Source organism: Lysobacter sp. TAB13 (assembly GCF_052113885.1).
GTDB lineage: Bacteria > Pseudomonadota > Gammaproteobacteria > Xanthomonadales > Xanthomonadaceae > Lysobacter > Lysobacter gummosus.
On record NZ_JBFRDR010000003.1, the window covers coordinates 103663 to 121714 of the forward strand.

Annotated in this window: 16 protein-coding genes; 3 read left to right on the forward strand and 13 right to left on the reverse strand. The window is 66.7% G+C overall.

The window, feature by feature from the left end:
- The first annotated feature begins 392 nt into the window (after positions 1 to 392).
- Together AB4Y92_RS05110 and AB4Y92_RS05115 are read left to right on the forward strand one after the other, a co-directional pair.
- Positions 393 to 1730, forward strand: a complete 1338-nt coding sequence (locus AB4Y92_RS05110) for a hemolysin family protein (protein ID WP_441818655.1) — start codon at positions 393 to 395, stop codon at positions 1728 to 1730.
- The gene (locus AB4Y92_RS05115; RefSeq protein ID WP_441818656.1) at positions 1714 to 2430 is read left to right on the forward strand and encodes an exopolysaccharide biosynthesis protein; all 717 of its coding nucleotides are present in this window, start codon (positions 1714 to 1716) and stop codon (positions 2428 to 2430) included. Before AB4Y92_RS05110 ends, AB4Y92_RS05115 begins: the two co-directional genes overlap by 17 nt.
- Before the next feature lie 439 nt (positions 2431 to 2869).
- Here AB4Y92_RS05115 and AB4Y92_RS05120 read toward each other — a convergent pair whose 3' ends face one another.
- The 3 genes from AB4Y92_RS05120 to AB4Y92_RS05130 form a co-directional block, all read right to left on the reverse strand.
- Positions 2870 to 5011: a putative bifunctional diguanylate cyclase/phosphodiesterase gene (locus AB4Y92_RS05120; RefSeq protein ID WP_441818657.1), complete on the reverse strand. Its 2142-nt coding sequence runs from the start codon at positions 5009 to 5011 to the stop codon at positions 2870 to 2872.
- On the reverse strand, positions 5008 to 5841 hold the full coding sequence (locus tag AB4Y92_RS05125; RefSeq protein ID WP_441818820.1) for a phosphate/phosphite/phosphonate ABC transporter substrate-binding protein: 834 nt from the start codon (positions 5839 to 5841) through the stop codon (positions 5008 to 5010). The genes AB4Y92_RS05120 and AB4Y92_RS05125 overlap by 4 nt, the downstream gene beginning before the upstream one ends.
- Before the next feature lie 252 nt (positions 5842 to 6093).
- The gene (locus AB4Y92_RS05130) at positions 6094 to 6957 is read right to left on the reverse strand and encodes an RNA methyltransferase (RefSeq protein ID WP_441818658.1); all 864 of its coding nucleotides are present in this window, start codon (positions 6955 to 6957) and stop codon (positions 6094 to 6096) included.
- A 96-nt stretch (positions 6958 to 7053) separates the two neighbouring features.
- Here AB4Y92_RS05130 and AB4Y92_RS05135 point away from each other — a divergent pair, with 96 nt between their 5' ends.
- Positions 7054 to 7875, forward strand: coding sequence for an inositol monophosphatase family protein (locus AB4Y92_RS05135; protein ID WP_441818659.1), 822 nt, complete (start codon positions 7054 to 7056; stop codon positions 7873 to 7875).
- 141 nt (positions 7876 to 8016) lie between these two features.
- Here AB4Y92_RS05135 and AB4Y92_RS05140 read toward each other — a convergent pair whose 3' ends face one another.
- The 10 genes from AB4Y92_RS05140 to AB4Y92_RS05185 form a co-directional block, all read right to left on the reverse strand.
- Positions 8017 to 8535, reverse strand: coding sequence for a hypothetical protein (locus AB4Y92_RS05140; protein ID WP_441818660.1), 519 nt, complete (start codon positions 8533 to 8535; stop codon positions 8017 to 8019).
- Between the two features lie 190 nt (positions 8536 to 8725).
- Positions 8726 to 9583, reverse strand: a complete 858-nt coding sequence (locus tag AB4Y92_RS05145; protein ID WP_441818661.1) for a class I SAM-dependent methyltransferase — start codon at positions 9581 to 9583, stop codon at positions 8726 to 8728.
- Positions 9584 to 9659: 76 nt separating this feature from the next.
- On the reverse strand, positions 9660 to 9980 hold the full coding sequence (locus AB4Y92_RS05150) for a hypothetical protein (RefSeq protein ID WP_441818662.1): 321 nt from the start codon (positions 9978 to 9980) through the stop codon (positions 9660 to 9662).
- Positions 9981 to 10118: 138 nt separating this feature from the next.
- Positions 10119 to 11084, reverse strand: a complete 966-nt coding sequence (gene secF / locus AB4Y92_RS05155; RefSeq protein ID WP_441818663.1) for a protein translocase subunit SecF — start codon at positions 11082 to 11084, stop codon at positions 10119 to 10121.
- Positions 11085 to 11099: 15 nt separating this feature from the next.
- A complete protein-coding gene (gene secD / locus AB4Y92_RS05160) occupies positions 11100 to 12962 on the reverse strand; it encodes a protein translocase subunit SecD (RefSeq protein ID WP_441818664.1) in 1863 nt (620 codons plus the stop codon).
- 58 nt (positions 12963 to 13020) lie between these two features.
- Positions 13021 to 13380 (reverse strand): preprotein translocase subunit YajC, encoded by a 360-nt coding sequence (gene yajC, locus AB4Y92_RS05165; RefSeq protein ID WP_441818665.1) that lies wholly within the window; start codon positions 13378 to 13380, stop codon positions 13021 to 13023.
- A gap of 281 nt (positions 13381 to 13661) precedes the next feature.
- A complete protein-coding gene (tgt, locus tag AB4Y92_RS05170) occupies positions 13662 to 14768 on the reverse strand; it encodes a tRNA guanosine(34) transglycosylase Tgt (RefSeq protein WP_441818666.1) in 1107 nt (368 codons plus the stop codon).
- 88 nt (positions 14769 to 14856) lie between these two features.
- The gene (queA, locus tag AB4Y92_RS05175; RefSeq protein WP_441818667.1) at positions 14857 to 15903 is read right to left on the reverse strand and encodes a tRNA preQ1(34) S-adenosylmethionine ribosyltransferase-isomerase QueA; all 1047 of its coding nucleotides are present in this window, start codon (positions 15901 to 15903) and stop codon (positions 14857 to 14859) included.
- Positions 15904 to 16236: 333 nt separating this feature from the next.
- Positions 16237 to 16839, reverse strand: a complete 603-nt coding sequence (locus AB4Y92_RS05180; RefSeq protein WP_057943648.1) for a response regulator transcription factor — start codon at positions 16837 to 16839, stop codon at positions 16237 to 16239.
- Positions 16836 to 18023, reverse strand: coding sequence for a sensor histidine kinase (locus AB4Y92_RS05185; protein WP_057943649.1), 1188 nt, complete (start codon positions 18021 to 18023; stop codon positions 16836 to 16838). Before AB4Y92_RS05185 ends, AB4Y92_RS05180 begins: the two co-directional genes overlap by 4 nt.
- Positions 18024 to 18052: the final 29 nt, after the last annotated feature.

The window sequence follows — 18052 nt, forward strand, 5'->3', positions numbered from 1 at the left end:
GCCGGCCACGGCGGATTCGGGGTTCGGCACGGCGGCGCCGGACCGGTGGTGGGCGCCGCGGCGGGCCGGGGCGGGGTTTGCGGGCGCGATTATGACGGTTTGATGTCCGCCCGCCCACCTCGGCGGCCCGTTCCTGCGACCCCGGGAACCGATTGGACCGCCCGAGTTTGCAGTTCCGCCCACGCCGGCGGCTTTCACGAAGGGCCGCCGCGCCGGCCTGCTAAGATCGGCGCCGGCCCCGTTTGGCTTGTTCAGGCTCGGCCACCCTTCCCTTCCCCGCACCACACAATGGACGACGACCCAAAACCGCCGCCTGGCCACGCATCGCTGGCCCCTTCCCATCACCGCCCCCGCTGCTTCCGTGAACCCACAGGCCACTGGAGGCGCTGCTGATGCTGGAATTACTGATCGTCCTGGCCCTGATCGTGCTCAACGCTTTCTTCGCGATGTCGGAGATGGCGCTGATGACCTCGCGCAAGCTGCGCCTGAAGCAGATGGCCGAGACCAGCCGCGGCGCGCGCATGGCCCTGCAACTGGCTGAGCACCCGGATAACTTGCTTTCGACTGTGCAGGTCGGCATCACCCTGATCGGCGTGCTCACCGGCACCTTCGGCGGCGAGTCGATCGGCCTGGCCATCGCCGGCTGGCTCGGCGGCGTGTTCCCCGGCGCGATCGAATACGCGCGTCCGATCGGCATCGGCACCGCGGTCGGCCTGATCACCGCCGCGCAGGTCATCTTCGGCGAGCTGATTCCCAAGCGGCTGGCGCTGACCAATCCGGAGAAGATCGCCAGCTCCGTGGCGATCGTGCTGGCCGGGCTGGCGCGCTTCGCCAAGCCGGTGGTCGCCACGCTCGGCGCCATCAATCGCCTCGTGCTGCGCTTGCTCGGTATCAAGGACGACGCGCGCAGCGAAATCAGCGAAGAAGAGATTCGGCTGTTGGTCAGCGAAAGCCACGAGCAGGGCGTGATCGACGCCGACGAACGCAAGATGATGAATCGCGTGCTCAGCCTCGGCGACCGCACCACCGACAGCCTGATGACGCCGCGCACCCGCATCACCTGGCTCGACGCCGGCGCGAGCATCGAGGACAACCTGGCGACCATGCGCGAATCGCCGTTCTCGCGCTTCCCGGTGTATCGCGGCAGCGATCAGGACGTGCTCGGCGTGCTCGAAGCCAAGTCGCTGCTGGCCAGCCTGGGCGAGGACCGGCTGCCGGACCTGTTCGCGCAGCTCACCGAAGCCTTGTTCGTGTCCGAATCCACCCACGCGCTGAAGCTGCTGGAAATCTTCCGCGAGGAACAGCAGTCGCTGGCGCTGGTGGTGGACGAATACGGCGACGTCACCGGCCTGATCACGGTCAACGACCTGATGGGCGCGGTGATCGGCCGCGTGCAGACCACCGAATCGGACGATCAACCCGGCCCGGTGGTGCAGCGCGAGGACGGCTCGTATCTGGTCGATGGCGCGCTGGGCCTGGAAGAACTGCGCGAAGTCATCGGCGGCGGACGCCTGCCGAACGAGGACGAGCACGACTTCCACACCGTCGCCGGCATGGTGATCGCCCACTTCGGCCGCATTCCGCACGTGGGCGAGCATTTCTCCTGGACCGGCTGGCGGATCGAGGTGATCGATCTGGACGGCCCGCGCATCGACAAGTTGCTGCTGCAGCGGCAACAGCAGCAGCAAGCCAAGCCTGCCGAGTCCAACGACGATGACGTCGGCGGCTGATCGCGGCGGGCACGGCGGGCGCGATCCGCAGCACGAGGGTCGCGACGGCGGCGACGACGATCGCCGCCGCCGCGAGCGTCCGCACGAAGCCGGCACCCGCGCCCTGCTCGACGCCATCGTCGCCGGCGACCCGGATGAGGTCGTCAAGTTCGGCGACGTGTTCAACGGCCTGGGCAATCGCTCGTTCGGCATGCTGCTGTTCGTCTCGACCCTGCCCGCTTTCATCCCGATCCCGGGCGTGGGTGGCGCCATCAGCGGCCCGCTGGTGGTGCTGGTGGGGCTGCAACTGCTGATCGGCCTGCGCAAACCGTGGCTGCCGGGCTTCATTGCCCGGCGCGGACCGCATCGCAGCGCGATGGTGAAGTTCCGCAATCTGCTCGCGCCGTGGCTGACGCGGCTGGAGCGTTTCGTCAGCCCGCGCGCGTCGGCGCTGCTGGATCATCGTGCCGCCAATGCCTTCACCGGCTTGTTGCTGGTGCTGCTCGGCATCTTGTTGTCGCTGCCGATTCCGTTCACCAATTTCTTGTTCGGCGCCTTGCTGCTGTTGTTCGCGTTCGCGTTGCTGGAACGCGACGGGAAGCTGATGGCGATCGCCTGGGTCGCGGGAAGCATCGCGGTGGTGGTGTTCGGGGTGTTGTCGGGCAGTCTTGCGAAGGCGGCGGCGGAGTGGATTGCGTTGGCTCGGGCTAAGTTGGGCTGAGGGGATTGCCTGTGTCGCTGCTTCGAGTTTTCGAAGCCGTGACGTCATCTCCCCCAATTGCTTCGGCCTTTCGAAGCAATGAGGCCCTCTCACCCGTTGCGCCGAATTTCCCAAGTCGTCATTCCCGCGAACGCGGGAATCCAGGGCCTTTCGTGCGAGAGCGTTTGAAGTCGCTGGATTCCCGCTTTCGCGGGAATGACGGCCTGGAAGGGCGACGCTTAAGTCTCTGGATTCCCGCGTTCGCGGGAATGACGGTCTGGAGGGATGGCGCTGAAGTCTCTGGATTCCCGCCTTCGCGGGAATGACGGCCTGGAAGGATGGCGCTAAAGACTCTGGATGTTCGGCTCCGCCGAAGTAAAGCGGAGCCCGCATTCGCGGGAATGACGGCCTGGGAAGATGCGGCGCAATGACAACGTAACTACGCCCCAACATCCAACCATCACCCCAACAACGCCAAAAACTCCTGCGCATTCACCGGATGCCCCAGCCAATACCCCTGCGCCAGATCGCAGCCGCGTTCGCGCAGCACCGCGTATTGCCCTTCCTTCTCCACGCCTTCGGCGACCACGATGATGCCCAGCGAATGCGCCATGGCGATGATCGCGGTGGTCAGCGCCAGATCGTCCGGATCGCGCAGCACGTCGGCGATGAAGCTGCGGTCGATCTTGACGCCGTCCACCGGCACGCGGCGCAGATGGCTCAGGCCGGAGAAGCCGGTGCCGAAATCGTCCAGCCACACCTTGACGCCGCTGGTGCGCAGCCGCGACAGCAGGTTGCTGGCGTGGGTCTCATCGCCGATCACCGCGGTCTCGGTCAGTTCCAGATGCAGATGCTGCGCCGGCAACCGGGTTTCGTGCAGGCAGGCGGCGACCACGTTGGGCAGGTCGCCGCTGCGCAGTTGGCGCGGCGATACGTTGACCGAGACGAATAAAGGGTCCTTGCCCGGCTGCGCTTCGTGCCAGCTCACCGCATCCTCGCAAGCCGCGCGCAGCACCTGCGGGCCCAGGGTTTCGATCAGGCCGCTCTGCTCGGCGACATCGATGAACACCGACGGCGCGATCAAGCCCTGCTCGGGATGCTTCCAGCGCAGCAACGCCTCGGCACCGACCATCTTGCCGTCGCCCAGTCGGAACACCGGTTGGTAGACCAGGCTGAGTTCGCCGCGATCCCAGGCGCCGCGCAGTTCGTGTTCCAGATGCACGCGGCGCTCGACCGCCTGATCCATCGCCCGGCTGTAGAAGCGGTAGCAATTCTTGCCGGCGACCTTGGCCTGGTACATGGCGATGTCGCCGTTCTTCATCAGCGCGGTGGCGCCGGAAGCGTCTTCCGGATACAGGGTCACGCCGATCGAGGTGCCCAGGAATACCTGGCGCTCATGCACCATGATCGGCTGGCCGAGTTCGGCCACCAGCACCTCGGCCAGATGGCTGGCGACGGTGCGCGCCTCGCCGTTGCGCTCGCGGCGGCCCTCGACCAGGATCACGAACTCGTCGCCGCCGAAGCGCGCGAGCAGGGCCAGTTCGCCGCCGATGCGGCGCACGGTCTCGTCGATGCGGCGGGCGAACTGCAGCAGCACTTCGTCGCCGGCGTCGTGGCCCAGGGTGTCGTTGACGCGCTTGAAATCGTCGATGTCCGCGAACAGCAAGGCCAGCTGGCCGCCGTCGCCGCGCAGATGCAGCAGCCGCTGATCCAGCGATTCGCGGAACGCCAATCGGTTGGCCAGCCCGGTCAGCGCATCGGTGTAAGCCATGCGGCGGATGTCGCGATCGTGCCGGGCCAGGCTTTGGCTCATGCGGCCGAAGGCGCGCATCAGGTCGCCGACTTCGTCGTTGTGATCGCCGGCCGCGGGCACGTGGTCGAACTGGCCGAACTGGCCGTCCTCGATCGCGCGCGCGGCATCGGCCAGTTCGCGGATCGGCTTGACCAGCCAGCTCTGGATCAGCCACACCATCAGCGCGCCCAGCGCGAGCAGGCCCACGCTCAGCAATCCCACCCACAGCAACTGCAGGCGCCCCAACGCGTCCAGGCGCTGGCGCAGTTTGTCGAGCGCGCTGTCCTGATAGGTGCGCATGGCCTTGAGGTCGTAGCCCACGCGCACGCCGCCCAGCCGCTGCTGGCCGATCTTGATCGGCGCCGACACGTCGAAGGTGTTCACGCCCCACTGCGTGTGCATGGTGCGCGCGGCGACGACCTGCGCCGCCATCGCATCGTCCATGCGCTTGCCGTAGCTGGGAATTTCCTCGCTGCCGTCGTGGACGATATTGCCTTCGTTGTCGTAGACGATGACGTAACGCACGCCCGGGTTGGTCATGGCCGCGCGGCTGAGTTCGCCGATCGCGTCCAGGTCGAAGTAGTACACCGGGTTGGTCAGCGAACCGGCGAGCTGGGTGACTTCGCCTTCGCCGTGGCGGCGCAGGCTCTCGACGAAGCTGTCGCGCATCGCGTCGCGGCTGACCCCGACCACTTCGCTCTGGATCCGCTCCTGCCGGTGCAGCAGCAACAGGATCAACACCACCACGACCAGGAAGGCCAGGCCCATGATCGACAGGAACTTGGCCTGCAAGCCCGCGCGCAGTCTCATTCGACCTCCGCGCGCACGCGCGCCACGCCCAGGGCGAGGTGATCGAGCGCGCGTTGCGAGGCCGGGTCGATCGGCATGAAACGCGTGGTCTTGAAGAAGCGCAGCAACGCCTCGCCGGCATCGGGATCGCCGGCGGCGTCGATCAGCACCTCGCGCAGGCGCGCGGCGACTTTCGGGTCCAGATCGCGGCGCACCACTTCCATCGCGCGCGGATATTCCTCGCTGCGGCCGATCTCGACCAGATCGCGGCGGAACGCGTCGGGTACCCGGCGCGGGTTGTTCCAGTCCAGATTGCTCATCACCCCGGCATCGACCAGGCGCTTGTGCACCCAGGTAGAGATGTTGAGTTCCGAACGCGCGAACAGGTAGCCGACCGCGCCCTGGTTGATGCGGTCGGTCGGCGACAGCAGGATTTCCAGGCTCAGCCCGCGTTCGAGCAAGGTCGCCGCCGGCACGAAGTAGGCGCTGGTCGAGGACGGGCGCTGGAAGGCGACGTTATGCCCGCTCAGATCGTCCAGCGAACGCAGTCCGCTGTCGCGGCGGGCGAAGAACACGCTGTGGTAGTGGCTGACGCCGTCGCGCTCGGTCAGCAGCATCGGCCGGGCGTCGGCGCGCTGATGCAGCAGCATCGCGGTGCCGGCGGTCTCGCTGACCCAATCGACCCGGCCCCGGCGCAGATAGCTGCCCATCTGCTGCACGTCCTTGGCCATCAGGATGCGGCCTTCGCGGATGCCGACGTCGGCCATGCGCGGGACGACATAGTCCAGCAGCGGCTTGAGCTGCTCGTAATGGGCCTTGGGGTCGTCGCTGATCCGGCCCAGCACCAGCACGTGGGCGTCGCTGCCTTGTTCGGCACGGCCGCGCGCATCGGCCGTCGCCGGCGACGCATCCGCCGGGCCCCCGGCCCCGAGCAGGGCGAGCCCGAACAACCAACCGAAACACCGAGCGCTAGCGATCAACCGTCGTCACCTGGCTGGATTGCCAGGGCAGCGTAATCGAAACCGCGGCCTTGCAGATACTTTCCACCCATCCCCCTCGCCGGCCGCGCTAGCGGCAGCCGGCGTATTCCAACGCACACGCGCTCAGCGGCGCTGCCCGGCCAGCATCGCCATGCGCTCCACGTCGGCCAGCACGCCGCGCAGCAGGCGCACCTCGCGCTCGTCCAGGTCGGCGCGCAGGAACAGCCGGCGCAGCTTGCGCATGGCCGATTCGGGCGCGCGGCCCTTGTGGAAGTCGATCGCGTCCAGGGCCTCGCCGAGCTGGCTGAAGAAGCCCTCCAGCTGCGCGTGCGAGGCCGGCGGGTCGAGGCGCTCGAAGGCGCCGCCGGCGGCGGTCGCGGCCAGCGCGGCCATGCGCAGCTCGTAGCTGAGCACCTGCACCGCCGCGCCGAGGTTCAGCGAGCTGTAGTCGGGATTGGCCGGGATATGCACGGCGGCGTGGCACAACTGCAACTCTTCGTTGTCCAGGCCGGTGCGCTCGCGCCCGAACACCAGCGCGACCTCGCTGCCGCCGCGGGCGCGGGCGTCCACCCGCGCCGCCGCGTCGCGCGGCACCAGTTCCTCCAGCGCGATCCGCCGGCTGCGCGCGGTGCAGCCCAGGACCCAGTGGCAGTCGGCCACCGCCGCGGCCAGATCGGGCAGGACGATGGCCGCTTCCAGCACGTCGTCGGCGCCGGCGGCCATGGCGTAGGCGTCGCGGTCCAGCGGTTTTTCCGGGGCGACCAGGACCAGGCGCGACAGGCCCATGGTCTTCATCGCCCGCGCCGCCGAGCCGATGTTGCCCGGATGCTGGGTGCCGACCAGGACGATGCGGGTGTGGGCGGCGGCCGGATCGACCGGTCCGGCCGGGGTGGGCGTGGGGGCGGCGGCGGGCGCGGCTGCCTCAAGTGAGTTGGCATTTTCGGGCGCCTGGGCGCCGGCGAGTTCGTCGCGGGGATCGTGGTTCATGCGCAAATGGTAAACTCCCCGCCCCGGCCACAGGTGCCGGCCCGCTCTTTACCCCCGTCAGTCCTTCTCCACCTCATCCGTTCGAGGCCGTAAGCCATGCAGAAACCCGCCGTCACCCTCATGGTCAAAGCCGCCCGAGCCGCCGGCAACGTCCTGTTGCGCCACATGCACCGCGTGGACGCGCTCAACATCGTCGAGAAGGACCGCATGGACTACGCCAGCGAAGTCGATCGCCTGGCCGAAGCCGAAATCATCAAGGAATTCCGCCGCGCCACGCCCGACTACGCCATCCTCGGCGAAGAAAGCGGCCCGCTCGGCCAGGCCCGCTTCACCTGGGTGATCGACCCGCTCGACGGCACCAGCAACTACCTGCACGGGTTCCCGCATTTCTGCGTGTCCATCGCCCTGTGCGAAAACGGCGAGCCGACCCACGGCGTGATCTTCGATCCCCTGCGCAACGACCTGTTCACCACCAGTCGAGGCAGCGGCACCCAGCTCAACGAAAAGCGCGTGCGCGTCGCCGAGCGCAAGGATTTGAACGGCGCCATGCTCATCACCGGCTTCCCACCGCGCGAACGCGCCCGCGCCAGCGCCCACCTCAAGTGCCTGGACAACCTGCTGGTGGATGCCGAAGACGTCCGCCGCACCGGCTCGGCCGCGCTCGACCTGGCCTACGTCGCCTGCGGCCGCGCCGACGCCTACTTCGAAGCCGGGCTAAAGCCCTGGGACGTGGCGGCCGGCGTGCTGATGGTGCGCGAGGCCGGCGGCAAGGTCACCGACTTCAAGGGCCGCTCGACCGGGCCGATGGACAACCGCGGGCTGCCGCCGCGGCAGATCGTCGCGGGGAATTTGAAGATTGCCGATGCGTTGCAGAATCGGATTGTTAATACGGGGTATGCGGCGGTGTTTGATTCTTGAGCGTTTGATCTGCTTAAACCGTTACACACAAAAACGCCGCGATTATCGCGGCGTTTTTTATTGGCCGGCCGAACAGCCGAGTTATCGAACCTGGAGCCGCATAAAAACTCTGGACGCGTCGTTGGCGGGTGGCCGCGCCGCTCATAAGACAGTGCCAATACCCAATGGCTCATCCCAATCAGCAAACGATAGATCCAATTCGTCGCCAGGGGAGATAGCCTCTCTAGAAAACATGATCAAACTCAGGCCTGAAGCATCGCTGGTCAACAATCCAAGAATCCCATCCGCTCGCACAGGATAAGGATCTCCTGACTTCGCACTAAAAATTCTATGGGCTTCGACGCCAGCCTGCATATCCAATGCAACACGAATGGGACCGCGCAACGTCAAATCACTTGACACAAGAAAAGGCACGACTGGTGGTTCTTCAACCCTCAGGCTCCATAGAAGTCCACGACCGGACAGATGAAACATCGTTACTTCTGCAGTCGTTTCTTCGCGTCCAGCAGCCGATAGCAACACCACCGGCCCATCGTAGCTTCGAAGATCATCGCCGCCGAAGCCAAAAGCCCCATCGAAAGAAACGCCTTCAGCAACCGGTTCATCGTTGACGACTTCTAAACGAGTGACCCATATGTTCAAGTTGACCTCGGCAGCCATGTCCAACCTCGCACCTCTTCAGTTGCCCGATCTGATTTTCAAGAGAATTCTGCAGCGGCTGACCCAACCTCAGCAATTTCGGCTTCTTGAAACCAGGCAGCCGAGCTGAAAAGCGACGTTTGATTCGTGAGCGGGTGAATTCATACAACAACGCCGCGATAATCGCGGCTCTATTTTTGGCGACTGCAGATCAAGGCGACCTCGCCGTAACCACCCAAGTCGCGCCGCCCACCTCGATCCCCTGCTCCGTGGCGATAGCCGCCAAGGCCGCGCGAATCGCTGCGGTCGCTCGCTCGCGAATCTCCTCGCTCTGCGCCGCCAGCAGGCGCGAGATCGGGCCGACGCGGAACACCTGCTCCAGCGCATCCTCGGCGACGGCTTCGCGGGTATCACCGCGGCCGCAATAGAACGGTGCCTGGAAAGGCTCCAGTTCGATCTGCTCGAAGCCCGCCTCGCTCAGTATCCGCCGCACTCGCTGCGGATCGCTGAAATTGAATGGGCCGGGCGCCTGAGTGTCGATCGGCGCCTGTTCGACGATGCCGCGGATGGCGTTCAACGGCAGCACGTACCAATCGTTCTTCGCCGGTTCCTGCCAGCACGCGAATGCGAGGCGGCCGCCAGGTTTGAGCGTCTTGCGCAACTCGGTGAAGGCCGCGACCGGGTCGTCGAAGAACATCACGCCGAAGCGCGAGAACAACAGGTCGAAGCTTTGCGGCGGAAACAGCGGCGCGCTGGCGTCGGCCAGACGAAACTCGACCGACAGATCGAGCGGCTGCGCGCGGTCGCGCGCGCGACCGACCAGCGGTTCGGACACGTCCACGCCGATCACCGACCCGCTCGCGCCCACCGCCCGCGCGAGTTCGAGCGAGGTCGCGCCGGCGCCGCAACCGATGTCCAGCACCGCTTCGCCGGGCTGTACCGCGGCCGCCTCGAACGCGGCGCGGCCGTAGGCGGCGGTGCGCTCGTCGAGCCACTCGTTATAGGTCAGCCAACGCTCGCCGATGGGGCCGTTCCAGTCGTTGATCTGTTGCTGGTTGTTCGCGCTCATGAAATCTCGCCGAATGGATGTCTGCGTTTAGCCTCAGCGCCCACGCAAGTCGGCGCGCCCTGAACATGCCTCATGTTTAGACCGGTTCGAAATCCAACCGCGCGGCCGTAATCGCGATGAATCCGCGAGCCAGATGGATATACGTCGTGCCCGGGCCTTGCGAAGGCAGCCAACTCACGACATTGCCCGCCCAGGCGTTGCCTTGCAGTTCTTCCAGGTCGGCGGTTTCCTGCATCCGCACGACATCGAAGAACTTCAACCGCGCATCGACGCGCTGCCGTGTGGCGGACACCGGGTAATACGCCAACGTCACGGTCACCGTACGCTCGCGGTGATCGGTGGCGATCGAAAGCAGATTCGCATCGTGAAGCTCGATGTCGTTGAGATCGCTTGCCATGTCCATCCGGCCCAAAGAGGGTGCAGCGGGGAGAATAACCGCTCCGCACAGGCGGCACCCGTTACCCGGCGCCATCGGGAACACCCACGAAAAAGGCCGCGACATGCGCGGCCTTTTCCGTACAACCACCAAAAACCGTTACGGCCGGCGCGCCAGCGCCGCGTCGTCCTTGGCCTTGGGCAGCAGGTCCTGCTTGGTGACCTTCAGCAGGCCCAGGGTCAGCAGCGGGCAGGCGACGAAGATCGAGGACAAGGTGCCGATGATGATGCCGAGCATCTGCGATTCGGCCATGCCGCGCAGCGAACCGCCGCCGTAGATGTACAGGGCGATCACGGTCAGGAAGGCGACGAAGGAGGTGATCACCGTGCGCGACAGGGTCTGGTTGATCGACTTGTTGAGCACGGTTTCCGGGTCGGCGCGCATCGAGCGGAAGTTCTCGCGGACGCGGTCGAACACCACGATGGTGTCGTTGATCGAGTAGCCCATCACCGACAGGATGCCGGCCAGCACGGTCAGGTCGAACTCGTGGCCGCTGATGGCGAACCAGCCGGCGACCACGACCACGTCGTGCAAGGTGGTGATGATCGCCGCCACCGCGAACTTCCATTCGAAACGGAAGGCGATGTAGATCAGGAAGCCGACGATCACGAAGATCAGCGCGTACAGGCCGTTGAGGGCGAGCTCCTTGCCGACCTGCGGGCCGACGAACTCGTTGCGCAGCACCTTGCCGGTGTTGCCGCCCACGCTGACCGCCTTCATCACCGACGCGGCGGCGTGGCTGGTGGCGGCCGCGGTGCTATCGCCTTCGCGCGGCTGCAGGCGGATCAGCAGCTCGTTGCCGGCGCCGTAGGTCTGGACCTGGGCGCTGTCGTAGCCGTCGGCGGCGAGGCGGTTGCGCACCTCATCGAGATTGGCCGGCTTTTCCAGATGCACCTCGACCAGGTTGCCGCCGGTGAAGTCCAGGGCGAAGTTGAAGTTGCGGGTCACCATCGCGCCGATCGCGACGAACATGATGATCGCGGCGATGACGATCGACACCCACCGCATCTTCATGAAGTTGATGTTGGCGTCGTTCGGCAGCAGGGTCAGCGGGAAAATTTTCATGTCTGGGTTCTCCCGTCAGATCGCGATGGACTTGAGCTTGCGGCGGTTGCCGTAGATCAGCGTGGCGATGCCGCGCGACACGGTCACGGCGGTGAACACCGAGGTCAGGATGCCCACGATCATGGTGATCGCGAACCCCTTGAGCGGGCCGGTGCCGAACATCAGCAGGGCCAAGCCGGCCAGCAGCGCGGTCATGTTGGAGTCGAAGATGGTGCCCGAGGCCTTGTCGTAACCGGTGGCGATCGCCGACTGCGGCGGCATCCCGGCGCGCAACTCTTCTCTTATTCGTTCGTTGATGAGCACGTTGGCGTCCACCGACATGCCGACCGACAGGGCCAGGCCGGCGAAGCCGGGCAAGCTCATGGTCGCGCCGACGAAGGGCAGCGACATCACCGCGACCACCATCAACAGGTTGAGCAGCAGGGCCAGACAGGTGATCAGGCCGAACATGCGGTAATAGATCAGGAAGAAGGTCAGCGCGAAGATGAAGGAGAACATCACCGCGGTGGTGCCGCGCTTGACGTTGTCCGCGCCCAGGCTCGGGCCGACCACGCGCTCTTCGACGAAGGTCATCGGCGCGGCCAGCGCGCCGGACTTGAGCTGCTTGGCGAGGCTGGTGGACTCTTCGCGGGTCAGGCCGGTGGTCTGGAATTCCTTGCCGAACACGCCCTGGATGGTGGAGTTGCTGATCACGCGCTCTTCGGTGCGGGTGGTGCGCACTTCCTTGCCGTCCACGATCTGGGTGATCGGCACCTGTTCCACATAGACGATGCCCAGCGGCTTGCCGACGTTTTCCAGGGTGTGGTTGAGCATGCGCTGGCCGCCGATGGCGTTGAGCGTGATGCTCACCTGCGGCTGGCCGGTGCGCGAGTCGGTGCCCGGCACGGCGTTGATCAGCTGATCGCCGGAAACGAGCAGGCGCTTGGACAGCAGCACCGGCTGCTTGTTCTGGTCGTAGTAAACGCGCGCCTCCGGCGGAACGTTGTGGTCGCGCACCGCGGCCGCGGCGGCGGCGCGGTCGCCCACGCCGGCGCGGAATTCCAAGGTGGCGGTGGCGCCGATCTGGCGCTTGGCTTCGGCGGTGTCCTGCAGGCCCGGCAGCTGGATCACGATGCGGTCGGTGCCCTGGCGCTGGATCACCGGCTCAGCCACGCCGAAGGCGTTGATGCGGTTGCGCAGGGTGGTGAGGTTCTGCTCGATCGCTTCCAGCGAGATGCGCTGCAGTTCCGACTGCGGCACTTCCAGGGTCAGGGTGCGGGCGTCGAGGTTCTGGGTCAGGGTCGGGAAGGCGATGCGCAGTTGCTTCTGCGCCTTGTCGGCGTCGGCGTTGACGGCCAGCGTGGTGACTATGGCTTCGTTGCCGCGGCGCACGACCGAGGTGTAGGGCACCGAGTTGTCGCGCAAGGTCGCGCGCACGTCTTCCACGTAGGCTTCCAGGCGCTTGTCCAGCGCGGCGGCCTGATCGACCTGCATCACGAAGTGCACGCCGCCCTGCAAGTCCAGGCCGCGCGGCATCGGCTTGGCGCCGAGCGAGGCCAGCCAGTTCGGCACGGTCGGCGCCAGGCTCAGGGCGACCACGTAGTCGCTGCCCAACTGGGGCCGCAGCAAGTCGGAGGCTTTGGTCTGCTGATCGGTGTCGTTGAGCCGCACCATCAGGTTGCCGTCTTCGACCTTGATCGACTTGGAGGGGATCTTGGCTCCGGCCAGGATGCCGTCCACCTTCTTGGCCAGCGCCGCGTCGATCGCGGTGCCGCCGGTGCGCGCCGCGGTGATCTGCACCGACGGATCCTGCGGATAGGCGTTAGGCAGCGCGTAGATCACGCTGATGATCAGCACGACCAGAATGGCGAAGTATTTCCAGCGCGGAAAGGTCAGCATCGAGAACCCCTGCGGCGACCTCCCCGGCCGCCGCGTTTGAAGATGGCGTGGCGTCGGCTCAGGCCGACTTCAAGGTGCCCTTGGGCAGAACGTTGGCGATCGCGCCCTTCTGCACGCGGATGCGCACGTTGGCGGCGATTTCCACGGTAATGAAGTTTTCGCCGATATCGGTGACGGTGCCGGCGATGCCGCCGTTGGTCAGCACTTCGTCGCCCTTGGACAGCTTCTCGAGCATGCCGCGGTGTTCCTTGGCGCGCTTCATCTGCGGACGGAAGATCAGGAAGTACATGACGGCGATCAGCACCAGCGGCAGGACCAGCCCGCCAAGACCGCCACCGAGGAAACCGCCCGGAGCCGGAGCGCCGCCGGCGGCGCCTTGGGCGTAAGCGGGGCTGATCAGAAGGTCGAGCAGATTCATCTGAATGTCCTGAAACGAAAAATAGCCGGGGATTATGCCACGGCTGGGTTGGGGCCACGGCCGGGGCCGAAATGGGCCGCGGCGCACGCTTTCGAATGGGTTCCCCGCTGTCCGGGCGGGGCCGGACGCGGTTCGCCGGCCTTGGGGCCTGCCCGCGACTCCGGGGCCCGGCCGGGCGGCTGGGAGGGCGGAAACGGCGGGGCGGGCCCTCACCCCTGCCCTCTGCCGTGAACGGGAGAGGAGGACTGAGAGTTCGCCCGCTTGCGCGGGCGAACGGCTTTCTACTGGCGTGCGGCGTAGAAAGACTCGCGGAAGGCGGTAAAGGTTCCCTGCTCGATCGCCTCGCGCATCTGCGCCATCAAACGCTGGTAGTAGCGCAGGTTGTGCAAGGTGCCCAGCATCGGCCCCAGCATTTCATTGCAGCGGTCCAGGTGGCGCAGGTAGGCGCGGCTGAAGCCGTTGCGACAGGCGTAGCAGTCGCAGCCTTCCTCGATCGGGCGCAGATCGCGCTCGTACTTGGCGTTGCGCACGCGCACCGTGCCCTGGGCGGTGAAGTAGTGGCCGTTGCGGGCGTTGCGGGTCGGCATCACGCAATCGAACATGTCCACGCCGCGCGCGACCGATTCGACCAGATCCTCCGGCCGCCCCACGCCCATCAGATAACGCGGACGGTCTTCCGGCAGCTGCGGGCAGGTGTGTTCGAGCATGGCGTTGCGCTCTTGCTCCGGTTCGCCGACCGCCAGGCCGCCGACTGCGTAGCCATCGAAGTCCAGCGCTCTCAAGGCTTCGGCCGAGCGCGTGCGCAGCTCGTGATGCACGCCGCCCTGGACGATGCCGAACAAGGCCGCATCGTTGCCTTCGTGCGCGCGCTTGGAGCGTTCGGCCCAGCGCAGGCTCAGCTCCATCGACTTGCGCGCGACATCGATGGTCGCCGGATACGGCGTGCATTCGTCGAAGATCATCACGATGTCCGAATCGAGCACACGCTGGATGTTCATGCTCTCCTCCGGCCCGAGGAACACCTTGCTGCCGTCCACGGGCGAGGCGAAGGTCACGCCCTGCTCGGTGATCTTGCGCCGGTGCGCCAGCGAGAACACCTGGAAACCGCCGGAGTCGGTCAGGATCGGCCCGTTCCAGCGGGCGAAGCCGTGCAGGCCGCCGTGATCGCCGATCACGTCCAGGCCCGGACGCAGATACAGATGGAAGGTGTTGCCGAGAATGATCTGCGCGCCGAGTTCGGCGACGTGCTCGGGCATGATGCCCTTGACCGAGCCGTAGGTGCCCACCGGCATGAACGCCGGGGTTTCCACCGTGCCGCGCGGAAACGTCAGCCGGCCGCGGCGCGCGGCGCCGTCGTTGCCCAGCAGTTGAAAGGACATGCGGCTCATGCGCTTGCTCCGGAGTAAGCGGACGCAGTGCCGCGGTGGTTCGAAAGAGGACAACGCGGCGCGCCGCGCGCGCGGCCGGACGACCGCATCACGACGCCTGCGGCCACAGCAGCATCGCATCGCCATACGAGAAGAACCGGTAACGCTCGGCGATCGCATGCTCGTAGGCGGAAAACACCTGATCCTTGCCGGCGAAGGCCGACACCAGCATCAGCAAGGTGCTTTCGGGCAGATGGAAGTTGGTGATCAGCGCATCGACCGAACGGATCTGGTAACCCGGCAGGATGAACAAGCGGGTTTCGCCGGCGAACGGGCGCAGTTCGCCGTCGGCGTCGTGGTTGAGGCGGATCGCGCTTTCCAGCGCGCGCACCACGGTCGTGCCGACCGCGATCACGCGGCCGCCGGCGGCGCGGGTGCGGCGGATCTGTTCGACCAGGCCGGCGCCGACGTTGAGCCACTCGCTGTGCATCACGTGCTGGTCGAGATGGTCCGCGCGCACCGGCTGGAAGGTGCCGGCGCCCACGTGCAGGGTCACGTGGCCGAATTGCACGCCGCGTTCGCGCAGCCGCTCCAGCAGTTCTTCATCGAAATGCAGGCCGGCGGTGGGCGCCGCGACCGCGCCGACTTCGCGCGCGAACACGGTCTGGTAGCGCTCGGCGTCGTCGTGCCCGGGTTCGCGCTGGATGTACGGCGGCAGCGGCAGGCGTCCGGCGTGCAGCAGCCATTGCTCCAGCGACTCGGGCACGTGGAAGCGCAGGCGGTAGAACTCGCCCTCGCGGCCCAGCACTTCGGCTTCGCCGCCAGCGTCCAGGGCGATGCGCGCGCCTTCCTTAGGCGACTTGCTCACGCCCAGTTGGGCCCGCGCTTCGCTGCCGCCGAGCAGGCGTTCGATCAGGATTTCGACCCGTCCGCCGGTGCTTTTCTGGCCGAACAGGCGCGCCGGGATCACCCGGGTGTCGTTGAACACCAACAGGTCGCCGGGCTGCAGCATCTGCGGCAGGTCGCTGAAGACCCGGTCCTCGCGCGCGGCCGGCTGCGGCGGCACGACCAGCAGACGGCTGGCCGAACGCTGCGCCAGCGGCGCCTGGGCGATCAGCTCGGGGGGGAGTTCGTAGTGGAAATCGGACTTTTTCAAGGAAACCGGAGCAGTGAGCGCGATGCGCCGCAGCCACCGGCGCGGCCTAGAACCGGCCGAGGGTGGAGGACGCGGGCGAGACCCGGCGGCGGTGAAGGCCGGATTCGGTCTCGGGGAAGGCGGCCATTATCCGGGTGTTGGGGTGGATCGCCAAAAGTTGGCTTGGGGGAGTTAAGAGCAAATCCCCCCTGCCCCCCTTTTTTAAAGGGGGGAACAGCAAAAGCGGGGCTCGGGGAGGCTGGCGACCTTTACGCCACCACGCCCCGACCAGACCGGGTTCCCCCCTTTGAAAAAGGGGGGCCAGGGGGGATTTGCTCTTAGCTTTCGCTCTTCCTAGAGCCACCCATTCTGCCGAGCCCGCCGATACGCCTCGATCCGATTGCTGCTGTCGAGCTTGCCGATCGCCTCGGACAAATAATTGCGTACCGTCCCCTGGCTCAAATGCAGGCGCTCGCCGATCTCGGCCGTGGACAACCCTTCGCCGGCCAGACGCAGCACCTGCCGCTCGCGCTCGGTCAGCGGGTCCTCGTCGCTCCACGCCGCCACCGCCAGTTGCGGGTCGATCGCCCGGCCGCCGCGATGCACCTGACGCAGCGCCTCGGCCAATTGCCCGGCCGGCGCATCCTTCAGCAAATAACCGCGCACCCCGGCGTCCATCGCCCGGCGCAGATACCCGGCGCGGCCGAAGGTGGTGACGATCACCACCCGCGTCGGCATGCCCGAATCGCGCACCCGCATCGCCAGATCGATACCGGTCATGCCCGGCATCTCGATATCGGTCACCACCACATCGGGCTGGATGCGTTTGACCGCCTCCCAGGCCTGCGCGCCGTCGCCGGCTTCGGCGACGACTTCGATGTCGGGTTCCAGGTTCAGCAACGCGGCCAGCGCGCCGCGCACCAGGGCCTGATCTTCAGCGAGCAACAGACGGATCATGCGGTACCTCGTTCGAGCAGGGCCGGCTCGCGCGCGGCCCCTGGGAGAGTGGCGGCGGGCGCCGGCAAACGCCGCGCGGCGGCCAGCGCCTCGCGCGACACCAGCAGACTCAGGCGGGTGCCTGCGCCGTTCGGACTTTCGATTTCGAGCATGCCGCCGACCGAACGCAGGCGTTCGCGCATGCCGGTCAGGCCGTGGCCTTCGCCGGATACGCCGCCGCGGCCGTCGTCGGCGATCAGCAGCACGATGCCGCCGCGCGCGTCCTGGGTCAGTTCGACATCGACCCGGCGCGCCCGCGCATGCCGCAGCACGTTGGTCACCGATTCGCGCAAGGCCAGCGCCAGCACGGCTTCGACATTGAGCGGGATGTCCACCGGCGCGAGCTTGTGATCCAGGCTGATTTCGCCGCCCAGCAGCGCCAGCCGCGCCGCCGCCAGCTCGGCCTGCAGGCCGTTGGCGCGGATGCCGGCGACCGCTTCGCGCACCTGCGTGAGCGCTTCGCGCGCGACCCGTTCCACTTCGCAGATCTGATCCTGCGCGGCGTTCTTGTCGTGCTCCAGCAAGCGCGCGGCCAACTGCGATTTGAGCACCACCACCGACAGCGTGTGGCCGAGCAGATCGTGCAGATCGCGGCCGATGCGTTCGCGTTCGGCCAGACTGGCCAGACGCCGCACTTCTTCCTGGGTCAGACGCAATTCGGCATTGCGGCGCTCGCGCGAGCGCGCGGCCAACACGCCGGTGAACACGATCGAGCCGACCAGCAGATGGATCATCACGCTGAACACCGGCATGCCCACCGCCGGCAAGGTCATGATCGATTCCACGCCGAAGATCGCGAACAGGCCGATCGCCAGGGCGATGCCGCGGCGCAGCGGCAGGAAGCTGGCGATCATGCCGGCGGCGAAGATCAGATAAGTGCCGCCGCCGATGCCGAACGGCACGGTCGCGAATCCCACCGCCGCCACCGCCAGCACCAGCCACAGCCGCAACTTGGCGCCGCCGCGGTAGAACGCCCAGTACATCGGCAGGAACACCAGCACCGAGCAGGTCGCCAGCACGAAGATCCACCACGGCGCCGGCCAGGAAAACAGCGGGATGAAGACGAAGCTCAGATACAGCAGCGACGCCAGATGCCAACCGAGCAGGTTGTCGTGGGTGTCCAGCGGCGGTCCGGGCAGGCGCATGGTCGGAGTCCTGAAGTTCGATCGCGACC

What these genes read in the sequence shown, in the direction of transcription:
- AB4Y92_RS05180 (WP_057943648.1), bottom strand. Translation starts at nt 16,839, where the DNA reads ATGATCCGTCTGTTGCTCGCTGAAGATCAGGCCCTGGTGCGCGGCGCG.
- tgt (WP_441818666.1), bottom strand. Translation starts at nt 14,768, where the DNA reads ATGAGCCGCATGTCCTTTCAACTGCTGGGCAACGACGGCGCCGCGCGC.
- AB4Y92_RS05110 (WP_441818655.1), top strand. Translation starts at nt 393, where the DNA reads ATGCTGGAATTACTGATCGTCCTGGCCCTGATCGTGCTCAACGCTTTC.
- AB4Y92_RS05150 (WP_441818662.1), bottom strand. Translation starts at nt 9,980, where the DNA reads ATGGCAAGCGATCTCAACGACATCGAGCTTCACGATGCGAATCTGCTT.
- secF (WP_441818663.1), bottom strand. Translation starts at nt 11,084, where the DNA reads ATGAAAATTTTCCCGCTGACCCTGCTGCCGAACGACGCCAACATCAAC.
- AB4Y92_RS05135 (WP_441818659.1), top strand. Translation starts at nt 7,054, where the DNA reads ATGCAGAAACCCGCCGTCACCCTCATGGTCAAAGCCGCCCGAGCCGCC.
- AB4Y92_RS05115 (WP_441818656.1), top strand. Translation starts at nt 1,714, where the DNA reads ATGACGTCGGCGGCTGATCGCGGCGGGCACGGCGGGCGCGATCCGCAG.
- AB4Y92_RS05145 (WP_441818661.1), bottom strand. Translation starts at nt 9,583, where the DNA reads ATGAGCGCGAACAACCAGCAACAGATCAACGACTGGAACGGCCCCATC.
- AB4Y92_RS05120 (WP_441818657.1), bottom strand. Translation starts at nt 5,011, where the DNA reads ATGAGACTGCGCGCGGGCTTGCAGGCCAAGTTCCTGTCGATCATGGGC.
- AB4Y92_RS05130 (WP_441818658.1), bottom strand. Translation starts at nt 6,957, where the DNA reads ATGAACCACGATCCCCGCGACGAACTCGCCGGCGCCCAGGCGCCCGAA.
- secD (WP_441818664.1), bottom strand. Translation starts at nt 12,962, where the DNA reads ATGCTGACCTTTCCGCGCTGGAAATACTTCGCCATTCTGGTCGTGCTG.
- AB4Y92_RS05140 (WP_441818660.1), bottom strand. Translation starts at nt 8,535, where the DNA reads ATGGCTGCCGAGGTCAACTTGAACATATGGGTCACTCGTTTAGAAGTC.
- AB4Y92_RS05185 (WP_057943649.1), bottom strand. Translation starts at nt 18,023, where the DNA reads ATGCGCCTGCCCGGACCGCCGCTGGACACCCACGACAACCTGCTCGGT.
- yajC (WP_441818665.1), bottom strand. Translation starts at nt 13,380, where the DNA reads ATGAATCTGCTCGACCTTCTGATCAGCCCCGCTTACGCCCAAGGCGCC.